The 24,750-nt window shown below is 38.0% G+C and carries 20 protein-coding genes; 4 read left to right on the forward strand and 16 right to left on the reverse strand.

The window, feature by feature from the left end; genetic code table 11:
* Positions 1-148 precede the first annotated feature (148 nt).
* The 8 genes from M0D58_RS07745 to deoD form a co-directional block, all read right to left on the reverse strand.
* The gene (locus M0D58_RS07745) at positions 149-1,168 is read right to left on the reverse strand and encodes a soluble NSF attachment family protein (RefSeq protein ID WP_248394730.1); all 1,020 of its coding nucleotides are present in this window, start codon (positions 1,166-1,168) and stop codon (positions 149-151) included.
* The gene (locus tag M0D58_RS07750) at positions 1,158-2,837 is read right to left on the reverse strand and encodes an APC family permease (protein WP_248394731.1); all 1,680 of its coding nucleotides are present in this window, start codon (positions 2,835-2,837) and stop codon (positions 1,158-1,160) included. Before M0D58_RS07750 ends, M0D58_RS07745 begins: the two co-directional genes overlap by 11 nt.
* Positions 2,821-5,220 (reverse strand): hypothetical protein, encoded by a 2,400-nt coding sequence (locus tag M0D58_RS07755; protein ID WP_248394732.1) that lies wholly within the window; start codon positions 5,218-5,220, stop codon positions 2,821-2,823. Before M0D58_RS07755 ends, M0D58_RS07750 begins: the two co-directional genes overlap by 17 nt.
* Positions 5,211-5,954: a hypothetical protein gene (locus M0D58_RS07760; protein WP_248394734.1), complete on the reverse strand. Its 744-nt coding sequence runs from the start codon at positions 5,952-5,954 to the stop codon at positions 5,211-5,213. Before M0D58_RS07760 ends, M0D58_RS07755 begins: the two co-directional genes overlap by 10 nt.
* The gene (locus M0D58_RS07765; RefSeq protein WP_248394735.1) at positions 5,927-7,060 is read right to left on the reverse strand and encodes an AAA family ATPase; all 1,134 of its coding nucleotides are present in this window, start codon (positions 7,058-7,060) and stop codon (positions 5,927-5,929) included. The genes M0D58_RS07760 and M0D58_RS07765 overlap by 28 nt, the downstream gene beginning before the upstream one ends.
* A 236-nt stretch (positions 7,061-7,296) precedes the next feature.
* Positions 7,297-7,938, reverse strand: a complete 642-nt coding sequence (locus tag M0D58_RS07770) for a hypothetical protein (RefSeq protein ID WP_248394736.1) — start codon at positions 7,936-7,938, stop codon at positions 7,297-7,299.
* Between the two features lie 36 nt (positions 7,939-7,974).
* A complete protein-coding gene (locus tag M0D58_RS07775; RefSeq protein ID WP_248394738.1) occupies positions 7,975-9,003 on the reverse strand; it encodes a LacI family DNA-binding transcriptional regulator in 1,029 nt (342 codons plus the stop codon).
* A 270-nt stretch (positions 9,004-9,273) separates the two neighbouring features.
* Positions 9,274-9,984, reverse strand: coding sequence for a purine-nucleoside phosphorylase (deoD, locus tag M0D58_RS07780; RefSeq protein WP_248394739.1), 711 nt, complete (start codon positions 9,982-9,984; stop codon positions 9,274-9,276).
* 246 nt (positions 9,985-10,230) lie between these two features.
* On the opposite strand from deoD, the gene M0D58_RS07785 reads away from it, so the two are divergent.
* From M0D58_RS07785 to M0D58_RS07800, 4 genes are all read left to right on the forward strand, one after another.
* Positions 10,231-11,025: a metallophosphoesterase gene (locus M0D58_RS07785; protein ID WP_248394740.1), complete on the forward strand. Its 795-nt coding sequence runs from the start codon at positions 10,231-10,233 to the stop codon at positions 11,023-11,025.
* A gap of 228 nt (positions 11,026-11,253) precedes the next feature.
* The gene (locus tag M0D58_RS07790; RefSeq protein ID WP_248394965.1) at positions 11,254-11,736 is read left to right on the forward strand and encodes a hypothetical protein; all 483 of its coding nucleotides are present in this window, start codon (positions 11,254-11,256) and stop codon (positions 11,734-11,736) included.
* Between the two features lie 635 nt (positions 11,737-12,371).
* The gene (locus M0D58_RS07795; protein ID WP_248394741.1) at positions 12,372-12,998 is read left to right on the forward strand and encodes a hypothetical protein; all 627 of its coding nucleotides are present in this window, start codon (positions 12,372-12,374) and stop codon (positions 12,996-12,998) included.
* A 298-nt stretch (positions 12,999-13,296) separates the two neighbouring features.
* Entirely contained in the window at positions 13,297-13,743 is a 447-nt protein-coding gene (locus M0D58_RS07800; protein WP_248394742.1) for a hypothetical protein, read from the forward strand.
* Between the two features lie 178 nt (positions 13,744-13,921).
* On the opposite strand, the gene M0D58_RS07805 is transcribed toward M0D58_RS07800, so the two are convergent.
* The 8 genes from M0D58_RS07805 to kduI form a co-directional block, all read right to left on the reverse strand.
* Positions 13,922-15,538 carry a UxaA family hydrolase gene (locus M0D58_RS07805; protein ID WP_248394744.1) on the reverse strand — a complete coding sequence of 539 codons (1,617 nt, stop codon included), beginning with the start codon at positions 15,536-15,538 and terminating at the stop codon, positions 13,922-13,924.
* 4 nt (positions 15,539-15,542) lie between these two features.
* Entirely contained in the window at positions 15,543-17,006 is a 1,464-nt protein-coding gene (locus tag M0D58_RS07810; protein WP_248394745.1) for a tagaturonate reductase, read from the reverse strand.
* A 255-nt stretch (positions 17,007-17,261) separates the two neighbouring features.
* Positions 17,262-18,800: an MFS transporter gene (locus M0D58_RS07815; protein WP_248394747.1), complete on the reverse strand. Its 1,539-nt coding sequence runs from the start codon at positions 18,798-18,800 to the stop codon at positions 17,262-17,264.
* A 160-nt stretch (positions 18,801-18,960) separates the two neighbouring features.
* The gene (gene eda, locus M0D58_RS07820) at positions 18,961-19,620 is read right to left on the reverse strand and encodes a bifunctional 4-hydroxy-2-oxoglutarate aldolase/2-dehydro-3-deoxy-phosphogluconate aldolase (RefSeq protein ID WP_248394749.1); all 660 of its coding nucleotides are present in this window, start codon (positions 19,618-19,620) and stop codon (positions 18,961-18,963) included.
* 78 nt (positions 19,621-19,698) lie between these two features.
* Positions 19,699-20,703 carry a sugar kinase gene (locus M0D58_RS07825; RefSeq protein ID WP_248394751.1) on the reverse strand — a complete coding sequence of 335 codons (1,005 nt, stop codon included), beginning with the start codon at positions 20,701-20,703 and terminating at the stop codon, positions 19,699-19,701.
* Positions 20,704-21,003: 300 nt separating this feature from the next.
* Positions 21,004-22,401, reverse strand: a complete 1,398-nt coding sequence (uxaC, locus tag M0D58_RS07830; RefSeq protein ID WP_248394753.1) for a glucuronate isomerase — start codon at positions 22,399-22,401, stop codon at positions 21,004-21,006.
* An 18-nt stretch (positions 22,402-22,419) separates the two neighbouring features.
* Positions 22,420-23,202: a gluconate 5-dehydrogenase gene (locus M0D58_RS07835; protein ID WP_248394755.1), complete on the reverse strand. Its 783-nt coding sequence runs from the start codon at positions 23,200-23,202 to the stop codon at positions 22,420-22,422.
* Positions 23,203-23,210: 8 nt separating this feature from the next.
* Positions 23,211-24,047 (reverse strand): 5-dehydro-4-deoxy-D-glucuronate isomerase, encoded by an 837-nt coding sequence (kduI, locus tag M0D58_RS07840; protein ID WP_248394757.1) that lies wholly within the window; start codon positions 24,045-24,047, stop codon positions 23,211-23,213.
* Positions 24,048-24,750: the final 703 nt, after the last annotated feature.

A 24,750-nucleotide genomic window follows, 5' to 3' on the forward strand; every position in this document is an offset into this window, starting at 1 on the left:
AGAAAGCACATTTTGCCCCACTCAACAACATCCATTCATATCCAAACGATCCCTTTACTACAGGGCGATCGCATAGATTTAAACTGATATGTGCTCTTTGTATTGTCATAATTTTGTTGCCGCAAAGATAAATGTTTTTTTGAAAAGTTTAATTTCTGAACATTTTATTCCTGCTTGTTTTATACCTTGAAATGTCTTTTAAAATGACCTCATCATCGGGATTGAAATGTTTTAATTCATTCACGATTTCCGAACGTGTCGTTACTTTTTCAGCGATGATTTCGTACGCAATATTTCTTGTAGGAACCCGAAGCTCCGGAGATTTTTTAAATTCCTGCTTCATGGCTTCCAAGTAAATGATCTTTTTATCAGAAGGCGTCTGTCCGAAGATTTGCAGAATTTCGTGCTCAAGCTTTTTAACATCACCAATATTATCAAAATACTGTTGCAGGCAATTAAGCGGATCGTGATTTTCTTCCCAACCTCTGAGAAGTACTTTCTGTGCTTCCTGATGCATATCCATTTTATTCCGATATATCAGGGAAGCTTTTACCATCTGATAACTCATTAGATAATCGTCTACAACCATTTGATAAAAGAGAAAAGCATTTTCAAAATCATCAATCATTTTATACAGGTCGCCCACTTTTTCTTTCTGCTGAAGTTCTTTATAGAGAATAATTGCTTTGTCGTACTGTTTAGCGTTCACATAGCAGTTTGCAGCATCCGCTTTATTATTAAGCTTTTTGAGATAGACAGCTGCTGCTTCGTTATAAAATTCGCCGTTCTCCAGTGTTTTAGCAGCTCGGTAATAATCTTTAAGCAAATTCATATAAACGACCGCTGCATTTTTGTATTCATTATTCTGAATATGCTTTTCGGCAATATCTTCATACATACTTTTTAATCGATCGAATATCGATGAATCTAAAGGAACTCCGTTACCACCATATTTTTTCTGCACGGGCGGCAGAGGATCTTTCTCTTTACTTTGAAGCAAAACAATCAATACCACAACGATACAGACAAAAAATATAAACTTAAATACGCCTGCTAATGCATCCTGTATCGCTTGCTGTGACCACTGTGCAATAATCGCAATTATTTTAAAAAGCACCAGTACAAAAAAAGCAACCAGGAATTTATCTAAAAATTTTCTATTTCTCATTCTTTCCTGATTTTAAAATGTCCATATCCTTACTGAATAATCTGTACAGAAGCACAATAACGCCGATAATCAGCAGCCATACCAGCCAATTATAGCCGAATGTTTTGATGAGCGGATAGAAAATATATAACAAAGAGGCCGCAAGTATCATAATGAGAATCATTTTGATTCCTTCAGAAACATATTCACCGCCCATATATAATGGCTTTTTCCTTACAAAATAGGAATACCCGGCCACCAAACCCATCATTGCCAGGATCATCCAGGTAATTTCTGAAACGGAAGTTTTCCCTTTTTCGACATCTCCAGATGTATTAAAAATCTTCTTTCCTGTTTCTTTATGGAAGACCACCGTTGGATCTGTAGTATGCAAAGTCCCATAGATTCTTGACAACGAATCAGATACAACTCTTTTTCTCATTTCCAACAGATCATCAGCAAGAAGTTTCTGAGAAATTTTTGTCATCGTATTGGAAGGATCTTTTCTGATGGAATCAAGGATTTTTGTGTGATAGCCTTCTGTTTTAAGTTTTACCAGATCTTCTGTCTTTTTAAGATAAACATTCTTTAATGAATCTCTGGATTTTTTCTCTTTCAGTCTGTACTCTTCAATCTTCCACAAAATCACGTCTCCGGTTCCATTCACCTGTTCATATTCCTGTATCAGCTGTCTTCTTTCTTTTCCGTACAGAGAATCGATAACCATATCAATTTTGGTAACTCCGGATTCAAAAGCAAGCTTGTTTTCAGGTGCCGTCTCAACATTGTGATCATTGTAAAGATCTGTTGAGACCTGAGAAACCGGGATTTCTTCCTGATTGTTTTTCTTAGAATCTATCACAAAAATGATAATAACAACAAGCACTATAAATCCGATTAATACTTTCCACGAATCTTTCGATTTTTCAGATGAATTTTGAGACTGCTTATCCGCACCAATAGGGTCGCCGCCCATCCCGAACATTCCGAAATCAAAATTAAAATCTCCCCACCCCCCTCTTGAAGTCCCGTGAATATCCAACGGAACGCCAAAATAAACTGCCCGTTCCGGATACTTAATAATGTAAGCGATATATTTTTCTATTTCTTCCAGATTTCCTTCCATTACCTTTTTCAGATCAAAAGGAAGATTTTTCATCCATTCTTCGTCCGTTTGAGGATTCATCAGCTGTTCCAGCAGATCGTCATCATTCATATGTACCTGAAAGCTCCGGATCTTTTGTGGAACATATATTCCGTTTAGTGGCTTTCTAATGCCCGATTCTGTCCTCACGGAGTCCTGCAAAACGGTTAGCCAGTCAATCTCTTCTTTCAGTCGGACAAGCCCAAAGTCCGGGTGCATAATGATATATCGGGCGTCCTGATATTTCCAGTCTTCAGCAATAAGCTTAGGATAGAAATCGGTATTTTCAGGAATAAATAATCGATTGTCGAAACATTGAAAATAACTGTGCTGCCCGATATCAGCGGGAGCATTATGAGTAAAGACAAAAAAACATCCGTACAAAACATTCGGTTCCTGCGAAGGGATCGCAAATGACTGAACTGCATTAAGATCAATACCCAGCAATTCCATTTCCTGTAGCCATACCTGTGGTGAGGAGCTTCTGATCAGCACTCCAGTTTTTGGGTAATTATTTTTCGGAAAAGGCTTAATCTTCAGTTCCATATTCCAGTATTTGGTCGATAAATCTTTTCAGGTAAGCTTCATACATTTCCTGCATTTCTTTTACTTTAAGCAACGTATGCTGTGGCAGATAATATTCTGCACCGGTAAATTCGGTATCCGAAGCCAACGCAGCAGCACGATGTTCCAAAGCAGGCATATAAAATACCGGAATATTGGCATTAATACTTCTGAATGTAATGATCCCTCGTGAATCTGTAATAATCTCACTTCCTTCAGAAAAAGTAAATTTATTTTTAATCTGATTTGCCTTAATGATAATCGGCAATTTATTTTTCATGAGATAAAGCGTACTTCCATAATTTTTCAGCTCACTTTTAGAGAAAACGAGATTATGCTCACTGTTGATTCCGACTAGAGTAAAATTGCTTAATATTTTAAATTTATTAAACTTCAGCTTGTCCAGTTCAATATAGACTTTCCCGATGTTTTTAGCAATTTCAGCATCATTTCGAACCATTTGCATGGAAACTTCTCCTTCTACAGTAATACTAAAAATCTCATCCAGCTTTTCTTCATGCAGATAAAAATGTTTATCGAAGTAGACCAGCTGCACATTGGCAGGAATATCAAATCCGGAGACATTCAGCTCCGAATATTCTTTCGTTTCAATGTTGAGTTTTGAGAGCAAATTCTTAGCAGGCTGATACTGGCACAGGATAAATTGTTGCTGCTTATTTTTTGCCAGGGCAAATTGTCCCTGATCTTTAACGGAAATATTTTCATACAACACCTCGCAACCCCGATGTGTCCAGTAGCTTCCATAATATCCTTTATTGTAATAATTATCGGTGAGATGCGTCCTCAACAATTGCTTTTTACTGCTCAAAATAAAGAATTCCCCCTCATAAAGAAAGGTTGCAATCTGTTGCTTGGGAGCAGGAAAGAGTAACGGATAATTCTTAGGTACATCCGTTTTAGCTCCCTGTTCTGTAACATTATTGGATCTTCTTCTCTTTTTTGAAGGGGGATTTGCCCATAATTCCTTCAGGGGAAGCACGATTTTCTGAATATGTTTCCTGATTCCTTTCTGATGCTTAAAAAAATTCAGTTCACCATTAGCCGAAGTCGTTACCAGAAACTTGAGCCGGTCGCGATTCTCATTAATAACTTTCTGGAGGTTCTGATTTTTTATATTATCTTCATGGGTAATGAAAAAGACTTCCAGATCCTTACCCGTATGTTCTTCATTAAAAAACTTTTCAAGTGCTTTTGAAACTTCCAGAACAGGGCTCACGAAATTCAGGTTGTCAATGACGCCCTCCACTTTATTCAGTGATAAGGGAACAGTGTGCTCTCCTAGTGCATAAACTTTACATTCAGAATGCGCTTTTGGATGTTTGATGACGGCAATGGCAGAAGCAAAGGCCAAGACTTTCGGAGTTCCCCAGTTTTTCAGGGAAGTATCGATCAGAATGATCCTTTCAAAGATATTTTCTTCCGGCGGAATTTCCCTCTGGATATACAATGCTTCATTGTTGGCAACGCGGTTCATAAAGATTTCATCATCATGGGCAAATTCCGACAACAGCATTCTGTGAAGTTCGCCTTTATTGGTCATATCAGAAATCCCACCGATGGGCTGATCTCCCGGCGAAAGGTGACGCATCGGGATTTTCAGTCCGCTCCATATTCTTTTGATAAGGCTTCCGACCTGGAAGGTTTTCGGTTCTTCAATCAGTTCTTCAATGAATTCTGCTCCACTTTCGATAGTCGTTTCCTCTTCTAGTACTTCTTCTTTTACGTCAGGAATATCAACTACGCCTTTCATGGCATTGATGATAGACTCTGTAGTGGGAAACTCGTTATAAAGATAAGCGAGCGTTTCGATATCGTTCCTGAAGACCGTTACATTCAGCTCTTCTTTTCTGGCAAATTCAGCAATAGCATGAGGTTTCCGTTCAAATTTCCGGATAACTCCTTCGGAATATTCCGGGGACATGCGGATGAGGGCATAACTGAAAATAGTCCTTAACAGAATAATTTTGTTGGAAGATCTTTTTAACGAATTCCCGAGATGCATCAGATTTTTTAAAAAGCTTTGCGCATCATAGACGTCATTCTCCGTATCTGTTCCCGGAAATGCGTTTTTGTATTTTCTGATATAGAAAAATATCCCATCCATGTTTAGATGCCCGTCCTGAATCGCGTAGAGCACGAGCAATAATGAACCGAACGGCGGCAGTCCCTGTCCTTTTAATTCTTTGAGAATACCCATGACATAGGCTCTGTAGGCAAGAGGTCCTACATTCGGAATAGAAATAAGGTTGTTTTCATGGTAGCCTGTATCATCGGGAACATCTTCATCGGTCGTCCACTCCCAGAAATAATTCTCGTAAGACCGGAAATATTCTCTTACATCCATTCTTTTGCTTTTTCGGTGAGACGGAACGAACTTACAGATAACTTCCGGAAATCACTTTTAAGGATAGGAAGAAAACTGCCATTTTCACTCCATAAAATCCAATGGTCGCGGTTCGCATTATATTTTCTTTGCAGTAAAGAACTCAGATTTTTAAATTCAAAATCAAAGCCTGCAGGAATAAGATGATCATCCTTTGTCCAGTATGTTTTTCCCGGAAAGCTAAGTAATGGCATTCCCAGAAAAAGCGCTTTATCATCAATGATAATCCAATCCAGTTTTTCGAGTTTAAATTTGGGTAAAGCAACCATACTGTCTTTTATTTCATTAATTGAACTTAATAAAGCAACAGCAGGTTTCTCATCCTCGCTAGGTTTTAGTTTTACCTCAACTTTTTCATCAATTCCGAAAAAATTATTATTGGAAACCGGGAATGTAAGCCGTAAGGCTTTATCGATAGGCGTCCAAAGCAATGCTGACCTTATTTTCTTACTGGGAACCAAAGCATTTTTGCGAAACAGCAATCCGTCCCGCAATTCGTACAATATAAAGCTGGGCAACTGCTGGATATCTGGTGAAACGGCCTGCTCAGCCGTAAAGCCTTTCAGCCAGATCATTTCACCGTCCAATGCGACCTGGATATTTCTCCAATCGCGGATCGAACCTAAATATTCTTCATGCGGGCGGGGAATTTCAGCCCAGAATTCTTTTATATGCTCTGAAGGATCTTTTGCCATAGACTTTCAATTTCCTGTTGAATATATTGTTTCTGTTCAGGGTTTCTGATCCAGTCACAACGGGTCTGAAGATACCTCAGTTTATCTTTGATCACATTCTGTTCTTCAAAGCTCAGTGCTGCGCTATTCCACTTCTCTACAAGAATTTGTACATCTTTCATGACCTCTTCGGGATCGGGGGTTTTATTCTGGAGTGCCTGTGGATGAGCTTTCGGATGTTCATCTTTCTCGATGGTCCTGTTGATGATGCCTTCCAGGATTTCGATCTGTTCTTCCGTATCCCAGATGTGTTTCAGCACCCAAAGGTCTGAAACAACAGCCTCATTTCTTCCACAGATCAGGGCGCTTGCGGCGATAAGATTCTGCATTTTTACGGCTCTTCGGTCAGATATGGCAATTCCTGTATTGCGGAGGCTGATGATCGTGTTGAGGTACACTTCATAAATCGGCTTCAGATCTACCGTTTTACAAAGATTTTGCAGTTCTCTGATCTCTTGCGAAAGGATTTCCGGCAGTTCCGTTTCGGTATTGTTTTCGAGTTTTCTTCCGGCCAGAAGCACCTGATGAAGAAGCTCCGGGTTTACATAATCGACATTGATTCTGATGAGAAAACGGTCGAACAAGGCGTTCAATGCTTCGTCTTCGGGAAGGACATTGCTGGCACCAACGAACATAAGCGCCGGAAGATGCCTTGTTTCTTTTCCTCTTTTAAAGATCTTTTCATTTAAAGCCATTAATAAAGAATTCAGAATGGCAGAATTTGCGTTGAAAATTTCGTCAAGAAAAACCAGGGAAGCTTCGGGCATCATACCTTCGGTATTGGTAAGCAACTCTCCTTCTTTTAGTTTTCTGATATCGAAAGGACCGAAGATCTCGTTCGGTTCGGTAAAGCGGGTCAAAAGATATTCGAAGTTTTTTCCATCTTTTACGGTTTTTGCTAATGTCCTTACCATCGCCGATTTAGCTGTTCCCGGTGGACCGTATAAAAAGGCGTTTTCCCTTGCGAGCAGGCAGATTCCCAATAAATCGATGACGTTATCTTTTCCGACAAAAGTATCTTTGACGTATGTGAGAACCCGGTTTAATTTTTCTATATTTTGAGTCATTTGTTTTTGTGTTATAATTTTTGGCTTCTTTTTTAAACGCAAAGATTAGAAAGTTTCTTTGAACTACTACTGTTTTTAAGTTCGCAAAGGCGTTCTACTTAGCAAAGAAAACAAAGCTTTTTTTCTTATGATAACAAACATTTGTATTGATATTCTATATTTTTAATGTTTTTTAATAGAAAGTTACTTCGGCAGGCTCAGCATAAACCTTTTCCTTTAACAGAGAAATACAGAAGTTAATTTTCTGTTATTTTTAATTCTTTCCAATAAATATCTTTATATAAGCCAAATTCAGTAATCAGCAAGTTGTTGATATAAGGAATTTCAGCAAGCTGATAGGATCTTTTTTCTACAATTCTTTCAAGATATAATTTTCGGTAGGTGCTGTCTTTCAATTCTTCTTCCCAATTGATATTTCCCGACTCTATATCATAACCAATTCCTGAATAATGAAATTGCTGAAGGATATTTTCCAGTATCTTAATCAATGGATCTTCGGGATCTGCATTTTGTAACACAGAAATGACCTGTGGTAAAAATCGTAAGGATAAATCTGCTGATAATATGGAAGAAATATCTCTTTTTCCTTTATATGCAGGAATGAGCTTATGGATATCTTTGGCAGTATCTTGCCTGATAAGATATAATTGTGCACTGTGATACAGTACTTTTGCGGCCCATACCGCGGCTTCTTTATCAAAGTTTATTTCCAGGGATAAAAATTCGAGTCTTTCTTTTTCAAATTCTGCTTCTAAATACTCTGTCGTATCCTGAATTTCTTTTCCTGATATTTCATAAAAATCTGTGAAAATCGTGATGCATTCTTCTTTCCGAAGAAGAAATAAAGTATCTAAAAAAGAAAATCCGGATGGCATCATATCAATAACAATTTGCAGAAATAAACAGCAGGAGAATTATTTTCTTTTAGAAGATTTTCTGATGTACAACTGAGGAGCCAGGACAACCTTCTTTTCCGTGGAAATACCGGATCCGCTTTCTTTTACGCTTTCCAGAAAAACCTGACCCGCCATTTTACCCATAATCAGCGGTGTCTGGTCCACAGAACTTATCGGCAGCTCCATAAACTGGGTAAAAGGTTCATTGGAAAACCCGATAACCGCCACTTCATGCGGGATTTTTATTTTCTTCTTTTTCAGTTCCTGACAGGCACCTAATGCTGCAAAATCACTGGCGGAAAAAATCGCATCCGGAACAGACTTCCTGTCCCAAAGTGTTTTAATTGCTTCAATGCCAGCTTCTATAGAGCTGCCTGTTGTGATGATATTTTCTTCTTTTACCTGAAAATGATGATCCGTTAAAGCCTGCTTATATCCGTTTAAACGGTTCTGGTAAATTTCAAGATTCAGATCTCCTGAAAAATGGCAGATATTTTTATACCCTTCTTTGATTAGGTGTTCGGTGGCCATATATCCTCCGCGGTAATCATCGATGGTTACGGTGCTGATTCCCGAAATATCTTTTTTACGGTCGAAAAAAATGATCGGCGTATTGCTGGTGTCCAGTATATTCTGAATATGGGACGTATCGACGGTTGTTCTTGAAACCGACATAAAAATCCCGTCTACCTGTGCATTCAGCAAGGTATTGAGATGTCTTTTTTCAATATTTACATCCTCATGGCTCTGACAGATGATGACGTGGTACCCGAAAGGAGAAAGTTCTTCTTCAATTCCACGGATCACGGATGAAAAGAAATTGGTATTGACAAACGGAACGATGATCCCTACATTTTTGGTTTCCCCGCTCTTTAAAGCTTTGGCAAGATTGTTCTGTTTGTAGTTCATCTCCTTCGCCGTTTTGGTCACCAGATCTTTTGTGGCCTGGCTTATTCTGGGATGATTGTTCAGCGCTCTCGAAACAGTTGCCACACTTACGTTAAGCTTCTTCGAAATATCATAGATGGTGGCACTTTTTTTATTCATACAGGTTTTTAGTTATGTCTCTAAACGAATGTATATTATTGAGGTAAATTTAATCAAATTCTCACTATTGGAAAGGAAATATAAGCATTTATCTCAGATTTTAAGCATTGATAATATAAACTGTTGTAAAAATTTAGATCTAGTACTCCTCCGAACTTACTCTCAGTAATTTAAGTTGGATCCTTCAACCCATAAAAAAGAGCTTTACCGACTTGAATAAAGCTCTTTTTTTGATGAAATATTTTTTAAGGATAATTATCTTTTGCAGCATCAAAGGCTTTTCAACGCAGATTCCAGGGCAAGCTCCATCATCGGTTTCAAAGCGCGCTCTCTTTCATCCGCAGAGATCTTTTCGTGGGTCGGGATAATATCTGTTACCGTAAGGATGGTTGCAGCGTTTTTCCCTAGATGCTTTGCATTGGCAAATAATCCGAAAGCTTCCATTTCCACTGCCGGACAATTATATTTTGTGGCAATCGCAGGTACTGCAGGATCTTTCCTGTAGAAAATATCACTGCTGTGAACGTTGATGGATTTTGTTTTCAGGGAAAGTGCTTCTGCAGTCTGGTTAATGGTATTGTAAATGCTACCTTGATGCGGAAGGATCTCGTCTTCTATTTCCCAGGCATATTTCGCATAGGTACTTTCACTGGCCGCATTATCTACATTTAAAATATCGAAAAGCTGAAGATCGGTGCTGTATGCCCCGCAGGTTCCGATCCGGATGATGGTATCCACTTCATATTCTGTGAATAGCTCGAAAGAATAGATCCCGATGCTCGGAAAGCCCATTCCGCTGGCTCCTACTGTGATTTCCTTTCCTTTATATAAACCCGTATAATAAAATATGCCCCGTGTTTTGCTTACCAATTCTGCATTTTCAAGATATTTTTCGGCGATAAACTGCGCACGAAGCGGATCTCCCGGCTGTAACACGACTTTGGCTATTTGTCCTTTTTCTGCACTGATGTGAATACTCATACTTTTATTTTCAATGAGGCAAAGATAGCAAGAAAATATTTTGGGGATGATTTATACAATAAGTGATTTTGAATGATTGATGTCAGCGAATGTAGATTTAGGCTAAAGCCCGTAACTATTGATATAGTAGATGTTGTGGATTTTCAATCCGTGACTTTACTTGTAGCGCGGATTGCAAATACGCGCTATTGATTTTTTAACTACTTTTAATGACAATCTAATCTAGATTGATAAATACTGTATTTTATGCTAAATACTACGATAACTTCCTTCAATGAACTTAACAAGTGGTTGTCTGACAACTTTTATTTTGAAGATGGTCACATATTATCAATAAAGGAAAATCCTTTAGAAATTATAGTTGGTTATAACACAAAAGCAAATTATAAGGCAAATTCTGAAAGACATATTTTATCTTTTAAAATAACTTCTTCTAATATTATAGAATGGAATTTTGATAAAAAATCTGCATTATTAGGAGAAGACAACTACATTGAATCCATAGAATCTATTGAAGTTGAACATGGAATCTGTCTGGAGTTTTTTACACCTGCAATTATCCGACTTACCGCAGAAAATCTTGTTATTGAAGAGCAGGAATTAATAAAAACAACTTTTAAACCCTGGGTTAGTGACAAAGAAATATTTTTGACAAGTGATCTTTATGAAATCCCTAAACCTGAATTTTGGAAGCAGAAATTAAATAAATATGGGCACCACATATCGTTTCGCTATTATGCAGGTGATGAAAGACTACCGAACCAAGTCCCTTACCCTGACTATCAAGGATACTTTATACAACTTACAGACAAAATTAAGCACACACAAGAAGGTATTTTTCTAAAGCATCTACAAATAGTTAATGGAAAATTAAATTTGAGTTTTGAAAATAAGGATGACGAATTGAAAAACGTTTGGAATAATTTAACATTGATTCTAGCGAATTTTCCAAATGCCAAAATACATTGCGGAAATTGTGAATTTACGGGAACACAGTGGAAGCAATATTTGTCTGACAAAGTTTTACCAACAATTGAATAACAAGAAACATCCAGATGTCGCGGATTTTCAATCCGTGACCTCTTATATATACACATTTACTTTCAGCACGGATTGAAAATCCGCGTCATCGACTTTTTCTTTACAGTGGCCCCGCTTTTAATAGGCACATGCTAGTTTTCTCTTTTAAAATTTTTTTGTTACCTTCGTTTCTATAAAAAAACACACGATTTTAATACTCTTAATATATTAACCTTTAAAATCAAAATGATGGGATTAACAAATTTAAACTCCACCCATTTGAGCAGTGCCAAGATCACTGCGGCCCAGGATGCCATCGCGGCATTGGAATCAGCGCTTGCTGAAATCACAATCAACCTTTCCCCGGAAGACCGCAAACGGTACGGCAGCATCAATGAGCAAAACAAGCTTTTTGTAAACAAAGTCCACGATTACAACCAGAGCCAGCCAGGTCTGAGTTCTCCCGAAGTCGACTGGAACGAGTTCAACAAAGACCACAGTTCCCGCAACAGTATGGAAACCATGATCAGCAGGCTCGAAAGCATTATCACGAGACTCAACAATGCGAAAACGCTGCATGATTTCGACAATTACCAGTCGGCATTAATGGATTATTCATACACCACGTATAAAGCGGGAACTTCAACGGCGGGATTTGAGAACAAGTATAAAGACCTGAAACAGTTCTTTGTAAAAAGTACAGGTCCTGCGGATCCACCTGAAAAAAAATAAAACAGCAACCAAAAATCACCCCTTCTAGTCACGGAGGGGTATTTTTATGATTTCACCTAAATTCTTACTTCACTAGAGAGGCTGTGCCATCATCCGGAGACGTTGTTTACTGTTCCCGATACGTTGATCACAGGTTCGGTGGTGTCTTTTACCCATCCGGAGACGTTGTTTAATGGTCGGGCGAGGTGGTGGAAGCAGTCGCAATAGGTTCCGGACGGGTTCGGAGTGGTCTTTCAACCTGTCCGGATAGGTCTTTTACGTCTCCGGACAGGTTGTATAACCTATCCGGAGGCATTCACGACGTCATCAGAGGCATGAACAACCGCGCCGGACTTCTAATGGACGTGTCGGGATAGGTGGTGGGACGTGTTGGATGGATTGTGGGATGTGTCGGGAAAGGTTTTTGATGTGGAATTTATGAATGGTAGCGTGCAGATCTTCTTTTTGTTGGCGCGAGCGTCTCGCTGGTGTCCAATATTAGCACGAGCGAGACGCTCGCGCTAGCGGGAGATTTTTTGTTTTGGATGAATTAAATTGGGTGATGTTTTTTATTTTGTTAATTTTATTGGAGTTAAAGTTTGGATTGACGCAATGCGTAAAGCCGAATGTTGGCAGTAATGCTATAACGACATGATATGAAACAAATAACATTGACGACAACAATTTTTTTACTACTCTGTTCAAAGGCATTTGGACAAAAGAAAAAAGATTTAAACATTGATTTTATGCTTCGTGGACACATTTATGCGAAATCAAGCGTAAAAGACACAACAGCATTAGGAGGTTTTGGTGATTCAGACAATTTACCTAAAAAGATAACGGGAAATTTAGCACTTGCTACGAACGGACTAATATTAAAAATTGATACAGCTCAAACTACAAAAATCAACGGTAAGTACAATGGATACAAACTTTACATTGCCAATAAAACCGACACAATTGTACGACTTGATGCCGCTGATAGCCGACTTAATGTTGTAGCAGAAGTATTTTACAAAGGCAAATGGAAACCAATTGAGTATTTACCGAGTAGTACGTGTGGAAATAGCTATCACAATGTTTACTTAAAACAAGACGAATATTGGGAGTTTGACATTCCTAAATTTACAGGGAATATAAAGACAATGTTGCGGTACAAACTCATATTGGACAAAGACAAATATCTTTATTCAAACGAGATATTGACAAGCATTAATAAAGGACAATTAAAAAATAAAGAAGGATATAAACCAAATGGAATTATGGACCCCTATAGCGACTAACAGAAAAAGCACTACTGCCAAATCGGTTTGGTAATATGGTAGTTGAAGTGCTAAATTGAACATTTGGTCTTCAAATGAAGTTTAGTTCTAATTGAAAGTAAGTGCTTCAATTCCGAAATCTTCAAATCCGCGCTATCTGTTTTAGCCTGAAATCTTTTTATGATTCAATTTAACCACCCTTCTTAATTTTCCGTGAAAATTAATCCACCCCTCCGAGGGAGATGATGGTATAGCCTAACTGCTATTATTGTCATAAGCATGATTATCTTGCTAATGTCAGATACTAAAAAATATAGAAATGGATAACGATACACCAAAGACAATACCTGAACTTGAACATTGGATGAAAGAACACTGTTTTAATTTCAACAGTTATTCGATCAACGGAAACCCTATTTATGAAGGGTTGGGAATCGAACAATCCGGTAATCATTTTACCTGGTATTATACGGAACGTGGACAAAAGCAGGTTCTGGAAACCTTCAACACAGAAGCAGAAATCACAGCGTATGCTTTTAACCAAATTAAATCCGACAAATGGGCGAAGACGCATTGTATCGGTTTTTCAGCGGACATTGGTAAAATTACCGATCTGAAAAATAAATTAGCCTCCATGAACATCGAATACTTTGAAGATAAAATTCCGTATTACGGACTCGAAAGGCCGGTGTACAGAGTATTTGTTTTAGGCTGTGACATCCTGAAAACGGAACATTTAAAAAAGAAATACTGGACAGAGAAATAAAGTGCTCTTTTAAACTTTAGCATCTTTTTGTTATTCCACAGGAATCTCAACCCAATATTTCGGCATGTCGAGATTCTTACAAAATGACAAAGTTCACATGCTATTATCAAAAAAAAGAAAATGCTCCCCACCGAAGCAGGAAGCATTTTCAACCCTAATATTTAATATAACTAACCCATTACAAAGAGACCCCTCGTCTCCATGGAATGAAATCATTCTGATTTAAAAGATCGGCTTTGGTTTTGACCTCGCCGCTGGCTACTGTGATGATGTATTCTAACAGCTCGTCTGCCGCCTCCGGGATTGTTTTGTCCCCGCTGATGACAGTTCCGGCATTAAAATCGATAATATCCGGCATTTTTTCTGCCAACGCCGTGTTGGAAGAAATCTTTACCACCGGGGCAATCGGATTTCCCATCGGTGTTCCGAGACCTGTGGTAAAAAGAACCACTGTTGCTCCTGATCCTACTAACGCAGTTGTACATTCGGCATCATTTCCGGGCGTACAAAGGAGATTAAGACCTGGCTTTGTGGCGTATTCCGTAAAATCCAACACTTCTACGATGGGTGCGGCACCGCCTTTTTTGGCTGCACCTGCCGATTTCATGGCATCGGTAATCAATCCGTCTTTGATATTTCCGGGTGACGGGTTCATATCAAAACCTGATCCTGCAGCGACAACGGATTTTTCAAAATCTTTCATCAGCTGAAGGAACTTCACACCGTCTTCATCGTTGATACAACGGTTCACTAGCTCCTGCTCTACTCCACACAGTTCAGGGAATTCTGCAAGCATGGTGGTTCCGCCAACAGCTGCCATAATATCGGAAACTTCTCCCAAAACAGGGTTTGCGGAAATTCCTGAGAAACCATCTGATCCGCCACATTCCAAACCGATATTCAGTTTGGTAATGGGTGCCGGTTTTCTTTCAATATCATTGGCTTTTTTTATTCCTTCGTAAGAATCTTTAATCACGCCGGTCAGCATTTCGTCGATGGTTCCTGATTTTTGCTGTTCGTACACGACAATCGGTTTTTTATTATTTGGAGCCAATGTGTGAAGGGCATCCATAAAAATCTGCACCTGGAGATTCTGACATCCCAAACTCAAGACTGTTGCTCCTGCAACATTAGGATTGTTAACATATCCTGCAAATAATCTTCCCAATGCTTCGGCATCCTGACGGATTCCGCCACAACCACCCTGGTGCGTGATGAACCGTACGTCTATATTTTTAAATACTCTCGTATCTTCTTCGTCCTCTACCGCAATATCAGAAGTTTCGCCGTCATTTAACAAAGACCTTAATAACAGCTGATGCTTACTTGCTTTTTCATGCAGCAGTTCTTTTTCAAAAATATCTTTTAGTGTTTCGATATTCTTATTCTCGCAAAAAACCAAAGGAAAGAACAGCCATACATTTTCCGTTCCCACCTGTCCGTCTTCGCGGTGATAGCCCATGAAGGTGCGGTTTTTCCATTTATCTATATTCGGCGGAATCCAGCCTAAAGTTTCGGTTTTACCTTGTACTTTTGCACTTTGGTGTTTTACGTTTTCCGTCGTAATAACTTCTCCTTTTTTGATGGATTGATTTGCCTTTCCAACGATAACTCCGTACATGATGATGTGATCTCCGTCTTCAAAATCGGTGGCCGCAAATTTATGTTTAGCCTTAATATCTTTTACTACGGTATAATCTGCTCCGTCAAGATGTACCGATTCTCCGGCAGGCAAATCCAGCAGCGCCACAATAACGTTGTCTTTGGGATTTACTTTCAGTACTTTCTTTTGCATGATTTTAAGAATTAAATTCTACAAAATTGTTATACGCCGTTTCCATATCATGGTGATCGATTTCGTATAATGCTTTGGCAACCGCTGTGTTCAATCCTTCAACCTGAGTAAGGTCTGTGTCCCAAAACAACGCTTCGGAAAGTGCCAGTTCAGCTACTTTTTCGTAATCTTCATTTGTCCAGATTTCTTTGAATTTAGCGATAATTCCGGCTTCATCATTCAGGGGAAGGGCCTTTTCACCAAAACTTCCCTGGTAGAACCGTATTAAGCTAGCTAAAGAAAAGGTAAGATTGACCGGTAATTTTCCTTTGGTTTCAACGTAAGCTAATAAGCTGGGCAATACTCTTACTTTAAATTTGGAAACAAAATACAGCGCAATACTCGCCAGATAATGTTTGATAAACGGATTTCTGAAACGGTCAAAAACTTCTTCCGCGAAATTTTTCAATTCTGCTTCATCCAAACCTAAAGTCGGGTTAACTTCATTAAAAATGGCATTGCTTAAAAACTTCCCGATAAACGGATTGTCGATGGATTCTTTTACCGTTTCCTGTCCCGATAAAATCGCAGGAGCCAGCATCAAAGTATGTCCACCATTCAGGATTCTTACTTTTCTTAAACGGTACGGCTGAATATCATCAACCACCAAAATCTGCTCGTTGATTTTGTTGAATGGAATTCTTTCATTTAAATTTCCGGCTTCCTGAATTACAAAAAGCAGGAAACATTCAGAAACGACCATCATCTGGTCTTCATAATCCAGCTGGTCTTCATAAGATCCTGCATCATTCTTAGGGTAGCCAGGAACAATCCTGTCAACCAACGTATTATGAAAATAATTATATTGGTTAATCCATTGCACAAAACGATCTTCCAAATTCCAAAGCTGTGCATATTTCAGGATGATCTCTCTTAAAGCAAATGCATTGTCTTCAATTAATTCGCAAGGGATAATTCTCAATCCTTTATCTGCCGCTCCGTTGAAATGCTTAAATCTTTCGTGTAGTAAAACCGTTAATTTTGCAGGAAAATTTCTGTGCGGACCTTCGTAAGAGGTTTCCGTTTCGTCGTAAGCGATTCCTGTTTCTGTTGTGTTTGAAAATACAAATTCCAGCTCTTCTTCTTTTGCCAGCGCTAAGAATTCATCATAGTCTGAATAAGGATTAACCGATTTTTGAATGGCAGAAATCACTTGCTTTTCATCATGAATTTCTCCTTTTTTAATTCCTCTTGTGAAAAGCGTATATACATTATCCTGCTCTTCCATTTTCTGAATGGAGCCGTTGGGCGTTGCCTGCAAATTGACAATTCCACCTTTCCATTCGGTTTCCTTATTTAATTTATCAATGATATAATCCGTGAATCCTCTCATGAAATTCCCACCACCGAACTGAACGATTTTAATGGGAAGTTTTGTATCTAATCCGCTATTCTGACGGTTTAATATTTGTTTTATCTGATTTTCCATTTTTCCAATTTGAATTAAATTGTGTTTTTAATTCTGTTAAATCTTGATGCAGGATGTTTTTTACCGCAAAGATTTTTTTTAATGCTTGATATATATTTTAAGTTCACAAAACAAAGTTTCGCCGATTCTACTGAATCAATTATAAATTGAGGCAAAGGCGTTACTTAGCAAAGAACTCAAAGTTTTTATTTTGAATTAAGAATTTGTTTAAATACTACTTTTGCCAAACCTATAAGGTTTTAAAATCTTATAGATTTAGTTTTTATTACTAATCACTTTATATTTTGGGACTAGTGTTTTCATTACTGCCCAGGCGATTAAGTAAGCAACCGCACAGACTGAGAAAATGATCATGTAGCCTTTATCAATTCCGTCGACTACAACTGCTCCTGATTTTTCCAGTTGCTCGAAGAAGCCGTCCGGCAGCCTTTCGTTGATATACTGCGGGTATTTATCTAATAAAGGAACTCCGTCAACGGTTGTCCATGCTTTATGCGCGTGATCAAACAAAACTCCTGAAGATTTATTGATTAAAAATGAACCGATTCCGCCTGCCATTCCGCCAATGCCGGTGATGGTTGCGATGGCTTTTTTCGGGAACATATCTCCAACAGTAGAAAATATATTGGCCGACCACGCCTGATGTGCTGCGCCTGCTACGCCGATAATTAAAACCGGAATCCAATACGTTATAGAACCTAATGGCTGAGCCAGTAAAGCCAGCAATGGGAAAAATGCAAAGATCAGCATAGCTTTCATTCTTCCATTGTAGGCATTCATCCCTTTTTTTTCTACAAAATACTTGGGAAGCCATCCTCCTATAATAGAGAATAACGTAATCATGTACAGTATAAATAAAGGGAATGCACTTTGCGTGGAATCCATTTGGTATACCGAACTTAAATAGGCAGGAGTCCAGAATAAAAAGAACCACCAAACTCCATCTGTCATGAATTTTCCGAAAGCAAATGCCCAGGTCTGTCTGTAGCTGAAGCATTCTTTGAAGGTGAATTTTCTTTCTTCTGCAAGCTGATTTTCTTCAACACTTATTTCCTGATGATCCTGATTGATATAGGTAAGCTCATGTTCGTTTACTTTATGATGCTCGTGAGGTTTTTTATAATGAAACACCCAAAGCCCCATCCATACAAATCCTAACGCACCAATAATGATGAATGCCCATTCCCATCCCATTGATTTTGCAATAAACGGAATAGTAATTGGCGCAGCCAAGGCACCCACCGTTGCACCTGCATTCCAGATACTTGTGGATAAAGCTCTGTCTTTTTTGGGAAAATATTCTGCCGTAGTTTTAATAGCTGCCGGGAAATTACCAGCTTCACCGATAGCCAAGACAAAACGGGCAAAGATAAACAGCGAAACGCTGGTACTGATAATCGCAGATGTATTGGAAACCGTTGCGATCAGTTCTTTTGATCCATGAAAACCTGCCGTCCAGTTTCCTGTGAGGATTCCTGATGTGGCAACACCACAGAATGCATGTAATACGGCTCCTACAGACCAAATACCAATTGCCCAGAGGAATCCTTTTTTCGTATCCATCCAATCAACAAATTTACCTGCGAATAACATTCCCACTGCGTAAAAAATGGAAAATAAGGCGGTTATATTTCCATAATCATTATTATTCCAGTGAAATTCCGGAGCAATAAAATCTTTCCACGTTAAAGATAAAACCTGACGATCCAGATAGTTGATTGTTGTGGCAATAAACAGCAGGACACAAATTGTCCACCTGAAATTCGTTGGTTTAAGTAATTTAACTGAACTCATATTAGTTTTTTGAATTAGTTATTTTTTGTTTTTTATTAATGATGGTATTTGTTTTAACGCAAAGTCCGCGAAGTTTTTTTTGACTACTAACTATTTTAAGTTCGCAAAGGCGCTCTGCTCAGCTAAGATCGCAAAGTGTTTAGCTTATTAATCATTATCATTATTTTAAAGCCTGAATAATATCCAGAACTTTCTTTGTTTCATTTTCAATGGTTGCGTAATCTTTAGCAGCCATAAGTTCTTTGCTTACCAGCTTGCTTCCCATTCCCACTGCAGAAACACCGGCTTTGAACCAGCTTTCAATGTTTTCCTTCGTAGTATCAACTCCACCGGTCGGCATAAATTTCAGATTTGGAAAAACATCTCTAATGGCACTCATAAACCCTGCTCCTAAAGCGTTTCCTGGAAATAATTTAATGAAAGTTACCCCCGAATTTTCAGCTTCAATAATCTCAGTTGGCGTCATACAGCCTGGACTATACAAGATATCTTTTGGAATTAGAAATTCTGCAACTTCCGCTACAAATCCTGGACTAATGAAAAAATCTGCACCTGCCTTATAGTATTCTTCGGCTTGTTGCAAATTTTTTATGGTTCCGATTCCTAAAAGCATCTCCGGCATTTCTGCATTACGGATTTCAATCATTTTAGTGAAATTTCTCAATGCATCTTCACCACGGCTTGTATATTCTACTGCACGGATTCCCGCTTTATAAAGTGATCTCAGTATATCTAAAGTCACCGTTTCATCAGCATTATAATACAGCGGTAAAATTCCCTGATTAATGATGGCGTTGGTAACGGTTTGTATTTTTGTCATTCTATTTTTTATTTTTAATGCAAAAGTGCAAAGTTGGGAGCCGTGTTAGAGCTTAAAGCTCTAACACGGCTGAGGTTCTTACCTTTTTATTCTTCCTCCTGAATTTCCGCCCATTACTTCAAGGATATCTTCTGCACTGCTGTAATTGATATCTCCTAAAATGGTGTGTTTGATGGCACACGCGGCGTTGGCAAAATTCAGTGCTTTTTCGTCATCGAAATTTTGTAAGCCATAAATTAAGCCTGCTGCAAAAGCGTCACCTGTTCCAATCCTGTCGACTACAGGATTTACTTCCAGTAATTCTGTTTCAAAATAATTTCCGTTAACCAGAGCTCTTCCCTGCGTTTGCTGAGAACTCGCTGTAACACCAATTCTTATTTTATCGAAAATTTTATGAATGGAAGGACACTGTTTTTTTAATTCTTCACATGCTTCCAGAAATCCGTTTTGATCTGATGAAAACTGAGTTCCCAGAATTTCGTTGATTTCATTGGTTCCTCCGATGAAAATTGTTGACAGGGAAACCAGTTCTTTCAACACTTCATTTCCTTTTTTACCATATTTCCAAAGATTGGAACGATAAGCAGGATCCGTTGTAATCTCGATTCCCATTTCACGGGCAGTTTCAAGACCTTCTTTCAGTGCCTCATACGCTGCTTCTGAAATTCCGGGGCTGATTCCTGTCCAGTGAAAATAATCACAACCTTCCAAAGCTTTCTTCCAGTTGATATTCCCGGCTTCAATATTCGCAAAAGAACCGTTTAACCTGTTGTATGCAATTCTGCTTGCTCGAACCGCCGATCCTACTTCTAAAAAATATAAACCTAAAGGATGTTCGTTTTTAGAAATAAAATTGGTATCAATTCCAACGCTTTTTACAAAAGAAAGTGCTGACTCCCCTACAAAATCATCGGAAACACTGCTGACATGTTTAACCTCACAACCCATTATCGCCAGTGATGACGCTACATTAAGCTCCGTTCCGCCAAAAAAGAATTCCATTTCGTGACTTTGCTTCATGGTTCTGTTTCCGGGTGGCGAAAGCCGCATGATGATTTCACCGAAAGTAAGTATTTTACCCATAAGTTTTACTAACCTTGATTTTTGAATATCTGTTTTTGGTTTAAATGCAAAGTGCTCAAAGATTTTCTTTTAAAACTTAATGCATATTTTTAAGTTCACAAAACAAAGTTTCGCCGATTATTATAAATTATTATAAATTGAGGCAAAGACGTTTGACTACGTCGAATCTTCAATTTCACTTAACTAAGATCTCAAAGTTTTACTATTTTTTTGTTTCTCGCGGATTGAGCACATTACGTAGATTTTTCTAATACAATCATCTGTTAGATTTGCTTAATCTGCGAGAATTCTTATTTAAATTTAAAAATCGAAATAATTTTTGGCATTATGGTAACAAATATCGGAAATTATTTTACCGACATGTTCTATATCGTCCGGCAATTCTCCATTTTTCATTTCTTCCCCGAAAAGATTACACAATACTCTTCTAAAATATTCGTGTCTCGGGTAAGAAAGGAAACTTCTGGAATCCGTAAGCATTCCCACGAAGCAGCTGATTAATCCCATGTTGGAAAGCGCATTCATCTGTTTGATCATTCCGTCCTTCTGATCCAGAAACCACCATCCAGACCCGAACTGTACTTTTCCTTTAATGCTACCGTCATTAAAGTTTCCGATCATGGTTGCGAAAATCTCGTTGTCGGCAGGATTTAAATTATATAAAATGGTTTTCGTTAATTTATCTTTTCCGTCTAACGCATTTAAAAATTTAGATAGATTTTCCGCCTGCACGAAATCTCCAATAGAATCCCATCCTGTATCCGGACCAAGGATTCTGTGCATTCTTTCATTATTGTTTCTTAATGCTCCCAAGTGAAACTGCTGAACCCAGCCGAATTGATGATAGGTTTCACCTAAGAATAATAAAATCGCTGTCTTGAATTGGTTCACCTGTTTTTCAGCGATAACTTTTCCATTCAGTTTATCATTAAAGATTGCGTTCACTTCCGCTTCTGTAGCTTCCTCGTAAGAGATATTATTTAACCCGTGGTCGCAAAGCCGGCATCCGTTTTCGTGGAAGTATTCAATTCTTTTTAATAAAGCGTCACATAATGTCTGGTATGAATTGATTTCAATTCCGGCAGCTTCGCCCAATTTTGAAATGTAATCTGCAAAGTTGTGATTTTCTATTAAAATGGCTTTATCCGGGCGGAAGGCAGTACTGACTTTGATGGAGAAATCACTTTTCGCCAGATCCTGATGATAATTGAGAGTATCGGTAGGATCTTCTGTTGTACACAGAGATTCCACATTCATCATTTTTAATAATCCTCTGGTGGATTTTTCAGGAGTCTGAAGCTGTGCGGTGATGTTATCGTAAATTTCCGAAGCATTGTTTTCATTCAGCAATTCATCAATTCCGAAATATCTTTTTAATTCCAGGTGCGTCCAGTGATATAAAGGATTTCTCAGGGTGTAAGGAACCGTATTTGCCCATGCCTGAAATTTTTCTTTGTCTGAAGAATCCCCTGTAATAAATTTTTCGTTTACGCCTAAAGTACGCATGGCTCTCCACTTGTAATGATCGCCGGCAATCCATACTTTAGAAATATTTTCGAAAACAGTATCTTCTGCAATATCTTTAGGGATCAGGTGATTGTGATAATCAATGATCGGTTGTTTTTCTGCAAATCTGAAATATAATTCTTCAGCGTATTTACTTTGTAATAAAAATTGATCTGTTATAAAAGGTTTCATTCTCGTGTAATTCTTTTGTTATTCATTAGCAGGTTTCCCGATAGTGGCGAGAATTCCTCCATCAACATAAATGATCTGTCCGTTGATGAATCTGCTTGCTTCGGATGCCAGGAAAATAGCTGTCCCTGCAAGATCTTCAGGATTTCCCCATCTTCCTTCCGGAGTTCTGCTGATGATAAAATCGTTGAACGGATTTCCATCCACCCTGATAGGTTCAGTTTGTGAAGTGGCAAAATATCCGGGACCAATACCGTTCACCTGAATATTATGTTTTGCCCATTCTGTTGCTAAATTTTTGGTCAGCATTTTCAGGCCTCCTTTTGCAGAAGCGTATGCTACTACATTGTCCCGGCCCAGCTCACTCATCATTGAGCAGATATTGATGATCTTTCCTGATCTTCTTTTGATCATGTATCTCCCAACCAGTTTGGACATGATAAAAGGACCTGTAAGATCTACGTCGATTACTTTTCTAAAGTCTTCTACTTCCATATCAATTGCCGGAATACGTTTGATGATTCCTGCATTATTGACAAGGATGTCTATTTTTCCATGGGTGGCTTCCATCAGAGCTACTTTCTGTGCAGCTTCCAGTTCGTCCGTTACATCAAAAATATAACCGGTTGCTTTGTATCCTTTTGAATGATAATAGTCTAAAGCTTCTTCTAATTTGGACGGAGTTGTACTTGTAATTGCCAGTTCGGCACCTGCGGCTGCAAGACCTTCTGCCATTGCCATTCCTAATCCGTGAGTTCCGCCGGTAACAACTGCTACTTTTCCGGATAAATCAAATAAATTCATTTGAAAAATTACTTTAGTTCGTTTGTTTTGATACCATCCATATCACCGTAATCCATATTTTCTCCGGCCATTCCCCATATAAAAGTATAATTGGAGGTTCCCACTCCTGAATGGATAGACCATTCCGGGGACAAAACAGCCTGTCTGTTGGTCATAAAGATATGACGGGTTTCGTGGGGCTGCCCCATAAAGTGGCTTACCGTCTGCCCTTCTTCAAGATCAAAGTAGAAATAAGCTTCCATTCTTCTAGCATGAGTATGTGCAGGCATTGTGTTCCAAACGCTTCCCGGATGAAGTTCCGTCATTCCCATTTGCAGCTGACAGGTTTCCAACACAGAATTTACAATGAGTTTATTTATGGTGCGCTTGTTAGCATACTTTTCTTCACCTAATTCTACGATTTCAGCTTCATTTTTCGTGATCTTTTTATTCGGGTAACTGTGATGTGCCGGAGCGGAATTGATGTAAAAGTAGGATTGTGCATCACCCGCTTTTTCAAAAATCACTTCTTTCGCGCCTTTTCCTATGTATAAAGCTTCTTTGTTGTTAAGTTCATATACTTCACCATCTACTGTTATTCTTCCGGCTCCGCCAACGTTGATAATCCCCAATTCTCTTCTGTCAAGAAAATGCTGCGCTTTCAGATCGTCAGTAGGCTCCAGTTTTAAAGCTTTTGTTGAGGGCATCACGCCTCCTACAATCAGTCTGTCATACATAGAATAGACTAATTTTATCTCGTCTTCATTAAATAGATCATCGATCAGAAACTCCCTCCTGAGATCTTCTGTTGTATATTTTTTTACATCTTCAGGGTGATGGGCGTAGCGAAATTCTGATTTTTGCATACTTCTTATTTTTTGCGGTTTTATCAAAACCAGTTAAACATTGCGTAATCGATTGCATAAATTACACTAAAAATCTTTAGAAATACTTATGGGGATAAATATATAACTATTCTTTAAATCCTTAACAAAAATTTAATTTAAATTTATAAAAAGTTGATTATAAGTCAATAAAGTATAATTAAAGTAAGCAATTCTAGAATAAAAACACTTTTTTAGAATTGAGATAATCACCCAAAATATTAAACAGTAACATTTATAATTTAAAAAAACTGAACATATGTAATGAGTTTTTATGAATTAATATTAAAAAAACAAAATTCATACAATTCAATATTTAAGTTTGATTAAATTGTAAATAATCTTATTGAATTACAGCACATGAAAGATGATAAAAATCAGTAAAAAATCTTAAATCTCATTTCTTACATTCAATTTTGGTAAATATTTTAGTTCAAAAACTCAGCGATTTTAATTAAATTTTAAGCTAAAAATTAATCAGCAATAATTTTTTTTATTATTTTTTTATCAACGTCATTTTTTGAAACACATTATATAAAACACTATATTACAGCATTTTAAATAACTTATTTTAATTACTGTTACTTTAAAATGAATAACCTTCAAACCTGAATTAAGGAAAAAATAATATTTTTTTCTTTGCATATTGGAAAATAATATTAGTTTAGAAGCCAAGATATTTGTC

It is taken from the genome of Chryseobacterium nepalense, from assembly GCF_023195755.1.
GTDB lineage: Bacteria > Bacteroidota > Bacteroidia > Flavobacteriales > Weeksellaceae > Chryseobacterium > Chryseobacterium nepalense.

What these genes read in the sequence shown, in the direction of transcription:
- M0D58_RS07745 (WP_248394730.1), bottom strand. Translation starts at nt 1,168, where the DNA reads ATGAGAAATAGAAAATTTTTAGATAAATTCCTGGTTGCTTTTTTTGTA.
- M0D58_RS07750 (WP_248394731.1), bottom strand. Translation starts at nt 2,837, where the DNA reads ATGGAACTGAAGATTAAGCCTTTTCCGAAAAATAATTACCCAAAAACT.
- M0D58_RS07755 (WP_248394732.1), bottom strand. Translation starts at nt 5,220, where the DNA reads ATGGATGTAAGAGAATATTTCCGGTCTTACGAGAATTATTTCTGGGAG.
- M0D58_RS07760 (WP_248394734.1), bottom strand. Translation starts at nt 5,954, where the DNA reads ATGGCAAAAGATCCTTCAGAGCATATAAAAGAATTCTGGGCTGAAATT.
- M0D58_RS07765 (WP_248394735.1), bottom strand. Translation starts at nt 7,060, where the DNA reads ATGACTCAAAATATAGAAAAATTAAACCGGGTTCTCACATACGTCAAA.
- M0D58_RS07770 (WP_248394736.1), bottom strand. Translation starts at nt 7,938, where the DNA reads ATGATGCCATCCGGATTTTCTTTTTTAGATACTTTATTTCTTCTTCGG.
- M0D58_RS07775 (WP_248394738.1), bottom strand. Translation starts at nt 9,003, where the DNA reads ATGAATAAAAAAAGTGCCACCATCTATGATATTTCGAAGAAGCTTAAC.
- deoD (WP_248394739.1), bottom strand. Translation starts at nt 9,984, where the DNA reads ATGAGTATTCACATCAGTGCAGAAAAAGGACAAATAGCCAAAGTCGTG.
- M0D58_RS07785 (WP_248394740.1), top strand. Translation starts at nt 10,231, where the DNA reads ATGCTAAATACTACGATAACTTCCTTCAATGAACTTAACAAGTGGTTG.
- M0D58_RS07790 (WP_248394965.1), top strand. Translation starts at nt 11,254, where the DNA reads ATGGGATTAACAAATTTAAACTCCACCCATTTGAGCAGTGCCAAGATC.
- M0D58_RS07795 (WP_248394741.1), top strand. Translation starts at nt 12,372, where the DNA reads ATGAAACAAATAACATTGACGACAACAATTTTTTTACTACTCTGTTCA.
- M0D58_RS07800 (WP_248394742.1), top strand. Translation starts at nt 13,297, where the DNA reads ATGGATAACGATACACCAAAGACAATACCTGAACTTGAACATTGGATG.
- M0D58_RS07805 (WP_248394744.1), bottom strand. Translation starts at nt 15,538, where the DNA reads ATGCAAAAGAAAGTACTGAAAGTAAATCCCAAAGACAACGTTATTGTG.
- M0D58_RS07810 (WP_248394745.1), bottom strand. Translation starts at nt 17,006, where the DNA reads ATGGAAAATCAGATAAAACAAATATTAAACCGTCAGAATAGCGGATTA.
- M0D58_RS07815 (WP_248394747.1), bottom strand. Translation starts at nt 18,800, where the DNA reads ATGAGTTCAGTTAAATTACTTAAACCAACGAATTTCAGGTGGACAATT.
- eda (WP_248394749.1), bottom strand. Translation starts at nt 19,620, where the DNA reads ATGACAAAAATACAAACCGTTACCAACGCCATCATTAATCAGGGAATT.
- M0D58_RS07825 (WP_248394751.1), bottom strand. Translation starts at nt 20,703, where the DNA reads ATGGGTAAAATACTTACTTTCGGTGAAATCATCATGCGGCTTTCGCCA.
- uxaC (WP_248394753.1), bottom strand. Translation starts at nt 22,401, where the DNA reads ATGAAACCTTTTATAACAGATCAATTTTTATTACAAAGTAAATACGCT.
- M0D58_RS07835 (WP_248394755.1), bottom strand. Translation starts at nt 23,202, where the DNA reads ATGAATTTATTTGATTTATCCGGAAAAGTAGCAGTTGTTACCGGCGGA.
- kduI (WP_248394757.1), bottom strand. Translation starts at nt 24,047, where the DNA reads ATGCAAAAATCAGAATTTCGCTACGCCCATCACCCTGAAGATGTAAAA.